Raw genomic sequence first — 13,793 nt, 5'->3', positions numbered from 1 at the left:
GAGAACCGACAAGCTGAGAGGCTGTACATGGCGAAGCTCGTGATGGCGGCGGCCACGCCCCACAACCCGCTGCTCTGGCGCGCGATGCGCGACCCGATGCCCGACGACCTCGCGGGCGTCGCGGCGAACTTCGACCGATTCCGCCGGTCGTTCGCCGACCATGAGGTCGACGTGGTCGTCGTGATCGGCACCGACCACCTGCGGCAGTTCTCGTACGAGAACTCGCCCGCGTTCGTCGTCGGCAAGGCCGAGTCGTACCACGGCACGTGGGAGAACGAGGTGCGCACGTTCGGCATGGAGTACGTCGAGCTCGAAGGCCACCGCGAGCTCGCCGACGAGATCACCGGCCGCACGGTGCAGCCCGAGGCGATCGACTTCTCGGTGAGCCTCGAGTGGCGGCTCGACCACAGCTTCGTGATCCCGTTGCAGTACGTGCGGCCGGAGCTCGACGTGCCCGTCGTGCCGATCCACACGAACGCGTCGATGCCGCCCGTGCCGTCGGTGCGTCGGTTCGTCGCCCTGGGCGAGCACGTGCGATCGGCGGTCGAGGCATGGGAATCCGACGCGCGCGTCGCCCTGCTCACCTCGGGCCACATGGCCAACGACGTCGGCGGCCCGCGCACCTTCGCAGGGTCGCCCGACCCCGCGTTCGACCGGTCGGCCGCCGCGTGGATGCGCGCCGGCGACCTCGACGGCGCGATCGCCGGCTGCAGCGACTTCGATCGCATGCTCGAGGCCGGCTGTATGACCTCCCAGTTCCTCAACGCCGTCGCCGCGCTCGCCGCGATGGGCGGACGCCCCGCCGACTTCGCCGACGTGACCGAGTCCCGGTTCGCGTCGAGCCCCTTCTTCCTGTGGGAGACCCGCTGATGAGCCGCTACATGGTCGACAAGTTCATGCGCTTCGTGGAGCTCTCCGACGCGCGCGTCGCCGAGTACGCGGCCGACCCCGCGGCGTACGTCGACCGCTGGCTGGTCGAGGGGGTCGGGCCCGAGGCGGCGACCGACGACCGGGTGCTCACCGACGAGGAGCGCGCCGCGTTCGCCGCTCGCGACATCGCGGCGCTCTACGCGCTCGGTGCGCATCCGTACCTGCTGTGGCACTTCACCGAGGCCGTGCACGCCCACGAGTTCACGCCGGAGTCGGGCTGGCGCGAGCTCGTCGAGCGGTACCGCGCCGCGGTCGTGCCGCACGGGGTGGTCGACTACATTCCGTGATCCGGCGGGTCAGCGCAGCTCGCCGACGCTCGGCGGCAGCGCGCAGTAGTCGTAGAAGAAGCGCCTGGGGTGCGAGTCGAGGGTCGCGTCGACGATGACGTTGACGCCCGCGTGCGGCAGCTCCTCGCCCGCGAGCACCCAGACCGTGAAGTGCCAGATGCCGCGCACCTTCTCGTTCAGCAGGCGGCGCCCGTCGACCACGAGCACGGTGTCGGGGTCGCTCGCCCCGTCGAGCGTGCCTGCGCGGAACGGCTCGATCGTCTCGGCTCGCAGCTTCGCCTCGTCGACGTCGCCGAGCGAGCGCCGCGCCACGGTCTGCCCCTGCGCCTCGAACGTCGCGGCGAGGTCGTCGGCGAACCGCGCGGCACGCACGGCGTCGAGGCCCTCGATCGCGACGAGTCGTCGGCCTCGCGGGGTCAGATGCAGGAACTCCCGGGCGACCCCGTCGAGCAGGTCGTGGCGGGTCTCGCTGAAGTACGCCATGCGGGCAACGCTACGCGCTCAGGCGCTCCGTGCGGCGGTTCCGAGGTCGATCGCCGCGCCGGCGAGGTCGGCCGAGCGGTCGAGGTCGTGCATCCAGAGCGGGGCGGATGCCGCGAGCAGGCCGCCTTCGGTCAGCGAACCCGCCGCCGCGGCATCCGTCTCGTCGACGAGCCATGCGTCGAGGAGCCCGCCGTCGCGACGGAAGCCGTAGTGCCGACCGACCGCCTCGGCACTCGTCTCGACGCCGATCGCGGGAAGGCACGCATCGGCCATGCCGCGCACGACCTTGCCGCCGATGATCGGGGAGACGCCGACGACGGGCGCCGCCGTCGCCGCCAGTGCCTCGTGCATGCCGGGCACGGCGAGGATCGTGCCGATCGACACGACCGGGTTCGACGGGGCGACGAGCACGAGGTCGGCGTCGGCGATCGCCTCGACCACGCCCCGCGCCGGACGCGCAGTCGCCAGGTTGCGCTGGCGGAACTCGCGTGCGGGCACGGTCGCGCGATAGCGGGTCCACCACTCCTGGAAGTGCATCTCGGCGCGCAACGGCGCTCCGAGGGGCGGAGGCGCGTCATGCGACGCCAGGTCAGCGGCATCCACGACGACGTGCGTGTCGACCTCGGTGTCGGTCGAGGGCAGGAGCCGCACCCCGAGCGGCCAGCGCCGCTGCAGCCGCTCGCAGACGTCCGAGACCGTGAGGCCGTCGCGGAGCCACGACGTTCGCGCGAGGTGGGTGCCGAGATCGAGGTCGCCGAGCGTGAACCAGGGCCATCCCACGCCCCACTCGCGCAGCTCGGCGGCCACCCGCTCGGTCTCGCCCGCGCGACCCCAGCCGCGCTCGGTGTCGTTGACGCCAGCGAGCGAGTAGAGCAGCGAGTCGAAGTCGGGCATGAGTCGCACGCCCGAGAGCCAGATGTCGTCGCCGGTGTTCACGATCACGGTGACGGATGCCGCGGTGCCGCCGTTGCCGTCGGGCCACCGCCTCGCGCATTCCTCCCGCACGCCGCGCACGAAACGCGACCCTCCGACGCCGCCCGCGAGCACTGTGATCCGCACCCGGCAAGCCTAAGCGGATCGCGTATGTCGGGGGCCCGGGGGTGGGCGCGCGGTCGGGTACCGCACGGTACCCCCGAACTGGGGCCAGACCGATCGGGCATCAACATGAGGAATGCTCTTGACGCTCCATGGCAGGGCTGCTTGTCTCTGGGTGAGTTCCCCGCGCCAGACCACAGGAGGTCGGGATGTCCGAACGCGTCCCCGGGCACCAGGCCCACTCGGCGAGCCTCCGACCGGGCGCTGGAGCGGTGAGGCGCGGCATCCGCTCCCTCGCACCGGTGAAGGCACTGCTCGCGGTGATCGCGACGGCGACGCTCGTGGTGCTGCCCCTCGGAGCCCCTGCATTCGCTGCCGCACCGTCGCTCGTCGACCCGCCGACGCGCCTCTACATGGCGCCGGCAGGGTCGTTGCCAGTCACGATCCCCGACGGATTCCCGACCATCATCCCGGAGGGGGAACTGAAGTTCGACGGCGGCACCGATCTCATCTCGCAGGACGTGCGCACGATCGAGATCGAGTCGGGCGAGGTCGGCTGCGCGATGGCGGCGCCCGACTGGAACGTGGGCGGGTGCACCGCCGTGCAGCTCTCGGTCTCGCACGGCGACCTCACATTCGACCCCCTGCCCACGGTCGAGGACGACGGCGACAGTCCCTTCGACGTGCTGAAGTTCGCCGACGGGGCGCTCGAGCGCGACAAGGACGAGCTCGCCGACCTGCCCGCATCTGCGGTCGCGCTGATCGGCACGACGGCGCAGGTGAACGCGGCCCTCGCGACGCTCGTCTACATTCCCGACACCGATGACGACGGCGACGGCACCGCCGACGACCCGTATTACTACAACGGCTCGAACCCCGAGACGATCGACCTGCTGATGTCGCCGGGCGACCCTGACATGGACACGGTGAACGCCGACATCGAGATCCGGGTGCAGAAGATCAACGAGTTCCCCGAGGTGGAGGTGCCCGACCAGGTGTTCCAGGTGCCGTCGGGTGGCGCCGGATTCCTCGGCGACGCCGGATCCGACGTCGGCCAGCCCGACGAGGAGGACTGGAACGTCGTCGACGAGGACAACGACGAGCAGGACGACAACGACACCATCGACGGGCCGGGCGACGAGTGGCTGCTCATCGCGTGGGCCGACTGCGGCACCTTCGCGATGCCCGCGTCGCCGTTCACGATCTACGACGACCTCGAGCAGCTGTTCGAAGACGCGCTCGACCTCGGACTCGAGCCCGACCCGGCCGACCCCGAGTACGCCGAGTACCAGACGAACAAGACGGCGCTGATCGACGCCGCGATGGCGGCGCTGCCCGACGAGGTGAAGAACCTGCCGTTCGCGACCGGCAACCCGAGCGACCCGCACAGCGCGTTCGCCGGCGTCGTGAGCGGGCTGAACGCGATCGACGAGATGAACTACGTGCTCGACCAGGTCGAGTTCAACGCGACCGGACTGACGGATGTCACGTGCACCGTCCGGTTCCTCGTGAGCGACCTCGGCAACAACGGCCTGCCGCTGCAGTACCTCGGCGACCCGCCCTACGGCATCCAGGTGCCGTTCTTCGGGTTCGACCTCGATACGAACGACTTCCCGACGGTCGAGAAGGTCGTCGTCGAGGTCGGCGAGGGCGAGACCATCGAGGTGTCGCTGCCGACGGATGTCTCGGTGCCCGAGGGCGGCGCGACCACCGTGCCGCTCGCGGTCTCGCCGGCGACCCACCCGGCGTTCGACGTGACGATCTCGACGACCGCGGTGGCCCCGACGAGTGCCGCGGACTTCACGCCCATCGTTCCGCAGAGCTTCACGGTGCCCGAGGATGCTGCGACGATCGACATCCCGGTCGACGCGCTGCAGGACACCGATCTCGATCCGGGTGAGACCTACACCGTGACGATCGACGGGTTCCCGGCGGCTCCGCCCTTCCCGGCGGGATACGACGCGGCCATCACCGACGGATCGGCGACGGTGACCATCATCGACGACGAGGTGCCCGACGAACTGCTCGAGGTCTCGCTGCCGACCGACGTGTCGGTGGCGGAGGGGGCGGCGACGACGGTGCCGCTGGCCGTATCGCCGGCGACCCATCCCGCGTTCTCGGTGACGGTGTCGACGCTGGTCGTGCCGCCGACGAGCGCCGCCGACTTCACGCCGATCAATTCCGTGGACTTCCCGGTGCCGGCGGATGCGGCGTCGATCGACATCCCGGTGGATGCCCTGCAGGACCTCGCCCTCGATCCGGGTGAGACGTACCAGGTGCTCATCGATGGCGTGTCGGCCGATCCCCCCGGGTTCGATCTGGCGATCACCGACGGCACGGCGACGGTCACGATCATCGACGATGAGACCGAGGACACCGTGGCGCCGACGGTGACGATCGAGCAGGGCGCCGCTCAGGCGGATCCGACGGGCACGTCGCCGGTCGTGTTCGAGGTGGAGTTCAGTGAGCCGGTGACGGGGTTCGAGAACACGGATGTGGTGCTCTCGGGTTCGGCGAATCCGACGACGGCGGTCCTGTCGGGTGCGGGGGCGTCGTACACGGTTGAAGTGTCGGGCATGAGTTCCGACGGGCTGGTCGTCGCCGAGGTCGTCGCGGCGGCCGGCGAGGATGCGGCGGGCAATCTGTCGGAGGCGTCGACGTCCGAAGACAACGAGGTGACGTTCAACGGCCTCGACGAGGTGGCGCCGACGGTGACGATCGAGCAGGGCGCCGCTCAGGCGGATCCGACGGGCACGTCGCCGGTCGTGTTCGAGGTGGAGTTCAGTGAGCCGGTGACGGGGTTCGAGAACACGGATGTGGTGCTCTCGGGTTCGGCGAATCCGACGACGGCGGTCCTGTCGGGTGCGGGGGCGTCGTACACGGTTGAAGTGTCGGGCATGAGTTCCGACGGGCTGGTCGTCGCCGAGGTCGTCGCGGCGGCCGGCGAGGATGCGGCGGGCAATCTGTCGGAGGCGTCGACGTCCGAAGACAACGAGGTGACGTTCAACGGCCTCGACGAGGTGGCGCCGACGGTGACGATCGAGCAGGGCGCCGCTCAGGCGGATCCGACGGGCACGTCGCCGGTCGTGTTCGAGGTGGAGTTCAGTGAGCCGGTGACGGGGTTCGAGAACACGGATGTGGTGCTCTCGGGTTCGGCGAATCCGACGACGGCGGTCCTGTCGGGTGCGGGGGCGTCGTACACGGTTGAAGTGTCGGGCATGAGTTCCGACGGGCTGGTGGTCGCCGAGGTCGTCGCGGCGGCCGGCGAGGATGCGGCGGGCAATCTGTCGGAGGCGTCGACGTCCGAAGACAACGAGGTGACGTTCCAGTACGACGAGGGTGACGTGACGGCGCCGACGGTGACGATCGAGCAGGGCGCGGCGCAGGCCGACCCGACGGGCACGTCGCCGATCGTGTTCGACGTCGAGTTCAGCGAGCCGGTGACCGGGTTCACGAACACCGACGTGGTGTTGAGCGGGTCAGCGAACCCGACCACTGCCGTGGTCTCGGGCGCGGGGGCGTCGTACACGGTCGAGGTGTCGGGCATGTCCGCCGACGGGCTCGTGATCGCTGAGGTGGCTGCGGGCGCCGCAACGGATGCCGCGTCGAACCCGAGCGCCGCGTCGACGTCGGTCGACAACGAGGTGACGTTCAACGGCGTCGACGAGGTGGCGCCGACGGTGACGATCGAGCAGGGCGCGGCGCAGGCGGATCCGACGGCCGTCTCGCCGATCGTGTTCGAGGTCGAGTTCAGCGAGCCCGTGACCGGGTTCACGAACTCCGACGTGGTGCTGAGCGGGTCGGCGAACCCGACCACTGCCGTGGTCTCGGGCGCGGGAGCGTCGTACACGGTCGAGGTCTCGGGCATGAGTGCGAACGGACTCGTGATCGCCGAGGTGGCCGCGGGTGCCGCGACGGATGCCGCGTCGAACCCGAGCGAGGCGTCGACCTCGGTCGACAACGAGGTGACGTTCCAGTACGACGAGGGTGACGTCACGGCGCCGACGGTGACGATCGAGCAGGGCGCGGCGCAGGTCGATCCGACGGCCGTCTCGCCGATCGTGTTCGAGGTCGAGTTCAGCGAGCCCGTGACCGGGTTCACGAACTCCGACGTGGTGCTGAGCGGGTCAGCGAACCCGACCACTGCCGTGGTCTCGGGCGCGGGAGCGTCGTACACGGTCGAGGTCTCGGGCATGAGTGCGAACGGACTCGTGATCGCCGAGGTGGCCGCGGGTGCCGCGACGGATGCCGCGTCGAACCCGAGCGAGGCGTCGACCTCGGTCGACAACGAGGTGACGTTCCAGGTCGTCGTGACGCCCGATCCGCTGACCATCACGGTGCCTGACGACATCGTGGTGGAGGTGCCGTTCGGAGAGACCGGCGACAACGTCGACTTCGACCCGCCGACGACCACGGGCGGGGTCGCTCCGGTCACCGTCGACTGCGACGCGAACTCCGGCGACTTCTTCCCGGTCGGCGTGACGACCGTGACCTGCACGGCGACCGACTCGGCGCCCGACGACGAGATCGTGCTCTTCGCGGTCGTCTCCGACTCGTTCACGATCACCGTGAACGAGGGCGAGGAGCCGCCGCCCACCGGTGGTCCGAGCACCCCCGGCACGCCGGGCGGCGGATCGACGGGGGGCACGGGCTCCGGCGGCACCGGAAGCGCGACAGGCATCGCCTCGACCGGCGTCGACTCGATGCCCGCACTGCTCGTGGGCCTCGCCATGCTGCTGCTCGGCGCCGCGGCGCTTCGGTTCCGCACGCGGCGAGCCGCGGCATCCGCCCGCGACTGAATCGCGTTACTTGCCGATCGAGAAGCCGGCGCGCACGAGCTGCGGCACCGACGCGTCGGGGAGGTACGCGCGCACGAGGCCGACGCCGATGCGGGCGAGGTCGGCGCCGTCGCGGTAGAGCAGGTACATGGGTTCGCCGCGCGGGTTGAACTTCTGCTTGAAGCGGTGCAGCGAGCGGAACCCGTAGGCGGGCTCGAGGATGCCGCCGAGCTTGTCGAGGATCACCTCGATCTGCCGTTCGTCGTCGGGCGAGTCCGAGCGGGCGAGGGGAGCGCCAGACAGGGAGAGAAACTCCGCCTCCTCGTCGCGGAAGGCGAGCGCCGACGACCCGATGAGGTACTCCATGACGGGCGGGAACGCGCCGCCGTCGCGCCGGCGCATGAGGTCGAGCGTCCACCCGCGGATGCGCCCGCCTGGCGCGTACACGGGCAGCCAGCTGAGGAACCCCTGCACCGTGCCGTCGGCGGATTCGGCGATCGCCATGCGCACCGCCGGGTCGAGCGCCTCGTCGATGGAGCCGAGCGTGAAGCGCATCTCGGGCAGCCCCTTGTCGCCGACCCACTGCTCGGAGATCTCGGAGATCTGCGCGCGCACCGATCGCGGCTCGGTGGCGAGCGAGGCGAGCCGGAACCGCACGCCGTCGCGCTCGCCGCGGTTCAGGGCCGTACGGACCGCACCCCACTTCTTGCCCGTGAACTCGAGGCCCGGAAGGTCGACGATCGTGTCCTCGGCGACCTGCAGCGCATGCCAGCCCTCGGGGAGCGCGTCGCGTGCGGCGGCGTCGGCGCCGAACACGCACACCACGAACCCCGCTCGTTCGGCGGTGTCGATGAACTCCGTGAGCGTCGCGCCGAGCTTCTCGGGTGCGGCGATGGGGTCGCCGAGCACGAGCGCGACGCCCTGGTGCGTCTGGTAGGCGACGACCGTCTCGGGATCGGAGCCGAAGTAGTGCCGGTTGTCGCGCCAGGTCGCCATCCACGAGAGGGCGCCGCCGCCGACCGTCTGCACCACGTGCCGAACCTCGTCGATGCGCGCGCCGGGCCGGTCGGCACCGCGGTCGCCGCTCAGACGTCGACGCAGTCGCGCGCGGAACGCCCTGGCGCACGCCAGAAGCCAGACGAGCATCACGGCCCACAGGAATCCGGTTGCCGCCGCGAACGCCAGGCCCTCGCGGTCGTCGTAGTCTGTGGGGCCGCCGAACAGTTCGGGGTGGGCGATGACGAAGACCGAGAAGGCGCCGATGAGCACGTTGAGGGAGGCGAGGATCACGGCGACGACCCATGCCGCACGGTACCCGCCGCGCAGGCCGGTCGCGACGACGACCGCCACGACGGTGTCGAACAGCACGTCGAAGACGTCGGTGCCGCCGACCTGCGTCATGCCGAACGGGCCGTACGTCGGCACGATCGACGCCACGATCTGCACGACGGTGAGCGCGATGATCATGACGAAGGCGACGTAGCGCTGCTCGCGCAGCGTCGGCTTGCTGAACGATCCGGCGTTGATGAGCAGCACCATGCCCACGGCCATCGCGTGCTCGAGGTCGGCGACGGTGCCGAGGAAGAGCACGCTCACGAGGGTGAAGGCCGTGAGGATCAGCAGCGCCCGACCGCGCCACGGGGACCAGAGCGTGGCGGCCGCCGCGGCGATGCACGCGAAGACGCCGCCCGACGGGCCGACGTCGACCTGCGTGACGAGCGCCTCGGCCCAGTGCGAGCCCATCTCGGCGAAGCCGGCGATGACGATCGCCGAGCCGATGACGGCCAGCGCCTGCCCGCCGAAGAAGTAGGCGGCGGCCCGGCCGCTGCCGCGCCGGAACTCGAGCCAGCCGACGCCCGCCGCGGTGAGCAGCAGCACGAGGTAGCCCCACGGGTCGGCGACCAGGAACGTGCCGGTGACCGTCGTCCACCAGCGGCCGTCGGCGAACGACGGCACCCCGTAGGCGAACGTCTCGTACCAGTCGGCCTCGGTGATCGAGGTCGTGAATCCGCCGACGAGGATGCCGACGACGATCAGCGTCGCCAGCAGCGCGATCGTGAACGGCACACGCCCGAGGAATCGCAATGCGCGACGCGTCCGCGTCGTCGTCGCGGGCGTCGAGTCGGGTGGTGTCGCACGCGACGGAGCGCTCGTGGGCGGGTCCGTCGGCCTGAGAGCCACGGATGCCGCGCCAGCCGTCGTGTCCTTCGAGTCGGTCATCCGGATTCCCCCCATGCGGCCGTTTCGGGGGCAGACTATCGCAGCCCGTGCCGGATGGGCCTCAGTACCCGCCCGCGGCGAGGTGCGTCGCGGCGGAGGCGAGGTCGTCGGCGAGGTCGTCGGCGTTCTCGCGCATCGCGCCGACGGTGACCCGCACGAAGTCGCCTCCGGCCCGCTGGCGCATGCCGTTCGCGGCATCCGTGGCATCGGATGCCGCGAGGAACGGTGTGCCGGCGGCCACGCGGATGCCGGCCGCCGCCAACTGCACGAGCGCCGACCGCTCGCCGAGCACCGGCATCCACAGGTTGATGCCGTCTGCGGGCGCCGCGGCGACCCCGCGGGATCGGAGCGCGTCGCCGAGCGTGCGCTGACGCGTGTAGTACTGCCGGCGGGCCTCGGTGACGGTGTTGATCGCGGTGCCGTCGACGAGGAGGTCGAGCAGGATGGTCTGCAGCATGCGCGAGGTCCAGCCGGGGCCGAGCATGCGCCGGCCGGCGATGTGCTCGATGAGGTCGCGGGGGCCGCCGAGGGCGGCGATCCGCAGGTCGGGGCCGTGCGACTTCGAGAAGCTGCGCACGTGCACGACCCGGTCGGGCAGCCACGTGCCGAGCGTGACGTCGCCCTCGATGGAGATGAGCCCCGAGTGGTCGTCTTCGATGACGACCAGGTCGTCGACCCGTTCGGCGGCCTCGATCGTGCGGGCGAGCGCCTCGGCACGGGCGGGCGTCATCGACGCGCCGGTGGGGTTCTGGGCGCGCGGCTGCAGCAGCACGGCGGCGGGGCGCTTGCGCAGCGCGGCCGCGAGCGACTCGGGGCGCATGCCGTTCTCGTCGAGCCGTACGGGCACCGGCACGGCACCGAGTACTTCGAGCAGGTCGAGGAACGGCGGGAAGCCGGGGCTCTCGACGACGACGCGGTCGCCGAAGCGCACCACTTGCTCGAGCGTGCGCGAGATGGCGTCGAGGGCGCCGTCGACGACCATGATCGCCTCGGCATCGCTCGGCCAGGAGTCCCGCAGCACGCGCGCCAGGGGTGGGATCACGGGTTCGGTCTGGTAGCTGCCGGTCTCGGCCTTGGCCGAGACCCGCGAGAGGGCGGGTCCGAGCGCCGGCAGGAGCAGCGGATCGGGCGTGCCGCGCGAGAGGTCGAGGCGAACCGGGTCGTCGGGCGCCGCCATGCCGCGCATGCGAGGTGCGAGCCGTGCGGATGTCGCGCCCCGCACGAAGCTGCCGGCACGGCCCCTGCTCTCGATGAGGCCGGCGCGGGCGAGCGCCTGCCAGGCCTGGCTCACCGTGGCCGGGCTCACGCCGAGCGCGGCGGCGAGCTCGCGCACGGTGGGCAGGCGTTGGCCGCCCGCGAGCTCGCCCGCGTTGACGAGCCGAGCGACCTCCCCGGCGATGCTGCGGGGCGAGGCGTCGGAGAAGTCGGCGAGGTCGATCAGTCGAACGGCGTCCACACGAATACCTGACACCACCATTGCCTCCACACCGTGCAAGGGACAGGATGTAACCACAGCGTCACAGAGTGAAACAGAAGAGAAATGTTCAAGCCGAACAATAACAGAACGGGTCACGAGCCCGGTCCTCGGTATTCCGTTCGGCAGTTCCACCGGCAGTTCCATCGGTACATCTCGGCGTCGCAGCAGCACCCGATGAACACCTGACACGAGCACCACGCCAGGCGATCCTCGAGTGAACGGCAACGGCGCCGCCCGACTCAGGAGACATTCATGACGATCGTCAGAGCGGCCATCACGCAGACCACGTGGACCGGCGACAAGGAGTCGATGCTCGACAAGCACGAGCAGTTCGCCCGCGACGCGAAGGACCAGGGTGCCGAGGTCGTCTGCTTCCAGGAGCTGTTCTACGGCCCGTACTTCGGCATCACGCAGGACCAGAAGTACTACCGCTTCGCCGAATCGGCCGAGGGCCCCATCGTGCAGCGCTTCGCCGACCTCGCCAAGCAGCTCGGCACCGTCATGGTGCTGCCGATCTACGAAGAGGCCGAGACCGGCGTCTACTACAACACCTCCGTGCTCGTCGACGCCGATGGCACGATCCTCGGCAAGTACCGCAAGCACCACCTGCCGCACCTCGACCGGTTCTGGGAGAAGTTCTACTTCCGCCCCGGCAACCTCGGCTACCCCGTCTTCGACACCGCCGTCGGTCGGGTCGGCATGTACATCTGCTACGACCGGCACTTCCCCGAGGGATGGCGCGAGCTCGGCCTGAACGACGCGCACATGGTGTTCAACCCGAACGCCACGAAGCCCGGGCTCTCGAACCGCCTGTGGGAGGTCGAGGGGCCGTGCGCCGCCGTCGCGAACGGGTACTTCGTGCTGCAGCCCAACCGCGTCGGCCGGGAGGACAACGAGTACGGCGACCTCGCCGTCGACTTCTACGGCACGAGCCAGGTCATCGACCCGCGCGGCAACTTCGTCGGCGAGCGGGGCTCGGGCACGGACGAGGAGATCCTCGTGCGCGACCTCGACCTCGACATGGTGCAGCAGATGCGCGACGACTGGCAGTTCTACCGCGACCGCCGGCCCGACTCCTACGCCAAGATCGCGAAGCCGTAACCCGAGCGCGACGAGACGCGAAGGAGCGAATCATGACCACCACCCTCATCACCGGCGGCACCGTCGTCAGCGCCACCGGGCGCGCACCGGCCGACGTCCTCGTCGACGGCGAGACGATCCGCGCGGTGCTCGCCCCGGGCAGCACCCTGCTCGGAACGGATGTCGCGGCATCCGTCGACCGCGTGATCGACGCCACCGGCAAGTACGTCATCCCGGGCGGCATCGACGCGCACACGCACATGCAGCTGCCATTCGGCGGCACCGAGGCATCCGACACCTTCGAGACCGGAACGCGGGCGGCCGCGCACGGCGGCACCACGTCGATCATCGACTTCGCCGTGCAGACGTACGGGCAGCGCATCGAAGACGGCCTCGCCGCCTGGCACGACAAGGCCGCGGGCAACTGCGCCATCGACTACGGGTTCCACCAGATCGTCGGCGACGTGAACGCCGACTCCCTGGCCGCGATGAAGCGGCTGCCCGACGAGGGCATCTCGAGCTTCAAGCTCTTCATGGCCTACCCGGGCGTCTTCTACTCCGACGACGCGCAGATCCTGAAGGCCATGCAAGTCTCGCGCGACACGGGCCTGATGACGATGATGCACGCCGAGAACGGGCCCGCCATCGACGTGCTCGCCCAGCAGCTCGTCGACGCCGGCAACACCGACCCGTACTACCACGGCATCGCCCGCGCCTGGGAGATGGAGGAAGAGGCGACCCACCGCGCCATCATGCTCGCCAAGCTCACGGGCGCTCCCCTCTACGTGGTGCACGTCAGCGCGAAGCAGGCCGTCGAGCAGCTCGCCTGGGCTCGCGACAAGGGCCAGAACGTGTTCGGCGAGACCTGCCCGCAGTACCTCTACCTCTCGCTCGAAGACCAGCTCGGGGCATCCGGACCCGAATGGGGCTCGTTCGAGGGCGCGAAGTGGGTGTGCTCGACGCCGCTGCGCTCGCGCGCCGAGGGGCACCAGCACTCGATGTGGCAGGCGCTGCGCACGAACGACCTGCAGATGGTCTCGACCGACCACTGCCCGTTCTGCATGAAGGACCAGAAGGAACTCGGGCTCGGCGACTTCCGCAAGATCCCGAACGGCATCGGCTCCATCGAGCACCGCATGGACTTGATGTACCAGGGCGTCGTCACCGGTGAGATCACGCTCGAACGCTGGGTCGAGCTCACGAGCACGACCCCCGCGCGCATGTTCGGCCTCTACGGGCGCAAGGGCGTGATCCAGCCCGGAGCGGATGCCGACATCGTCGTCTACGACCCGAACGGGCACACGTCGATCGGCTACGGCGAGGGCAAGACCCACCACATGAACATGGACCACTCCGCGTGGGAGGGCTACGAGATCGACGGCAAGGTCGACACCGTGCTCTCGCGCGGCAAGGTCATCGTCGAGGGCGAGCGGTACCTCGGCGCCAAGGGCGACGGCCGCTACCTCAAGCGAGGCCTCAGCCAATACCTCATCTGAGTCATCC

9 protein-coding genes are annotated in these 13,793 nt (G+C 70.2%); 5 read left to right on the top strand and 4 right to left on the bottom strand.

Annotated elements, in window-relative coordinates:
• Positions 1-27 precede the first annotated feature (27 nt).
• Positions 28-870, top strand: coding sequence for a DODA-type extradiol aromatic ring-opening family dioxygenase (locus ATC03_RS18375; protein WP_067880355.1), 843 nt, complete (start codon positions 28-30; stop codon positions 868-870).
• Positions 870-1,217, top strand: coding sequence for a hypothetical protein (locus tag ATC03_RS18370; RefSeq protein ID WP_067880352.1), 348 nt, complete (start codon positions 870-872; stop codon positions 1,215-1,217). The genes ATC03_RS18375 and ATC03_RS18370 overlap by 1 nt, the downstream gene beginning before the upstream one ends.
• Positions 1,218-1,226: 9 nt before the next feature.
• On the opposite strand, the gene ATC03_RS18365 is transcribed toward ATC03_RS18370, so the two are convergent.
• The gene (locus ATC03_RS18365) at positions 1,227-1,700 is read right to left on the bottom strand and encodes a nucleoside/nucleotide kinase family protein (protein WP_067880350.1); all 474 of its coding nucleotides are present in this window, start codon (positions 1,698-1,700) and stop codon (positions 1,227-1,229) included.
• An 18-nt stretch (positions 1,701-1,718) separates the two neighbouring features.
• Entirely contained in the window at positions 1,719-2,759 is a 1,041-nt protein-coding gene (gene cofD / locus ATC03_RS18360) for a 2-phospho-L-lactate transferase (protein WP_067880346.1), read from the bottom strand.
• A gap of 185 nt (positions 2,760-2,944) precedes the next feature.
• Between cofD and ATC03_RS18355 the strand changes: the two genes are divergently transcribed.
• Positions 2,945-7,534: an HYR domain-containing protein gene (locus ATC03_RS18355; protein WP_067880343.1), complete on the top strand. Its 4,590-nt coding sequence runs from the start codon at positions 2,945-2,947 to the stop codon at positions 7,532-7,534.
• A 6-nt stretch (positions 7,535-7,540) separates the two neighbouring features.
• Here ATC03_RS18355 and ATC03_RS18350 read toward each other — a convergent pair whose 3' ends face one another.
• Both ATC03_RS18350 and ATC03_RS18345 read right to left on the bottom strand, forming a co-directional pair.
• Positions 7,541-9,733 carry a bifunctional lysylphosphatidylglycerol flippase/synthetase MprF gene (locus ATC03_RS18350; RefSeq protein ID WP_084003611.1) on the bottom strand — a complete coding sequence of 731 codons (2,193 nt, stop codon included), beginning with the start codon at positions 9,731-9,733 and terminating at the stop codon, positions 7,541-7,543.
• 61 nt (positions 9,734-9,794) lie between these two features.
• The gene (locus ATC03_RS18345; protein WP_227820166.1) at positions 9,795-11,204 is read right to left on the bottom strand and encodes an aminotransferase-like domain-containing protein; all 1,410 of its coding nucleotides are present in this window, start codon (positions 11,202-11,204) and stop codon (positions 9,795-9,797) included.
• 258 nt (positions 11,205-11,462) lie between these two features.
• Here ATC03_RS18345 and ATC03_RS18340 point away from each other — a divergent pair, with 258 nt between their 5' ends.
• Both ATC03_RS18340 and hydA read left to right on the top strand, forming a co-directional pair.
• Positions 11,463-12,311 carry a nitrilase-related carbon-nitrogen hydrolase gene (locus tag ATC03_RS18340; RefSeq protein ID WP_067880338.1) on the top strand — a complete coding sequence of 283 codons (849 nt, stop codon included), beginning with the start codon at positions 11,463-11,465 and terminating at the stop codon, positions 12,309-12,311.
• 32 nt (positions 12,312-12,343) lie between these two features.
• Positions 12,344-13,786: a dihydropyrimidinase gene (hydA, locus tag ATC03_RS18335; protein WP_067880335.1), complete on the top strand. Its 1,443-nt coding sequence runs from the start codon at positions 12,344-12,346 to the stop codon at positions 13,784-13,786.
• Positions 13,787-13,793 lie beyond the last annotated feature (7 nt).

Source organism: Agromyces aureus (assembly GCF_001660485.1).
GTDB lineage: Bacteria > Actinomycetota > Actinomycetes > Actinomycetales > Microbacteriaceae > Agromyces > Agromyces aureus.
The sequence above is the reverse complement of the archived record's forward strand: the minus strand, read 5'-3'. Positions and strand labels throughout refer to the sequence as shown.

Bases quoted from the DNA above. Each gene is read 5' to 3' on its own strand.
- ATC03_RS18375 (WP_067880355.1), top strand. From the start codon at position 28: ATGGCGAAGCTCGTGATGGCGGCGGCCACGCCCCACAACCCGCTGCTC.
- ATC03_RS18370 (WP_067880352.1), top strand. From the start codon at position 870: ATGAGCCGCTACATGGTCGACAAGTTCATGCGCTTCGTGGAGCTCTCC.
- ATC03_RS18365 (WP_067880350.1), bottom strand. From the start codon at position 1,700: ATGGCGTACTTCAGCGAGACCCGCCACGACCTGCTCGACGGGGTCGCC.
- ATC03_RS18355 (WP_067880343.1), top strand. From the start codon at position 2,945: ATGTCCGAACGCGTCCCCGGGCACCAGGCCCACTCGGCGAGCCTCCGA.
- ATC03_RS18350 (WP_084003611.1), bottom strand. From the start codon at position 9,733: ATGACCGACTCGAAGGACACGACGGCTGGCGCGGCATCCGTGGCTCTC.
- ATC03_RS18340 (WP_067880338.1), top strand. From the start codon at position 11,463: ATGACGATCGTCAGAGCGGCCATCACGCAGACCACGTGGACCGGCGAC.
- hydA (WP_067880335.1), top strand. From the start codon at position 12,344: ATGACCACCACCCTCATCACCGGCGGCACCGTCGTCAGCGCCACCGGG.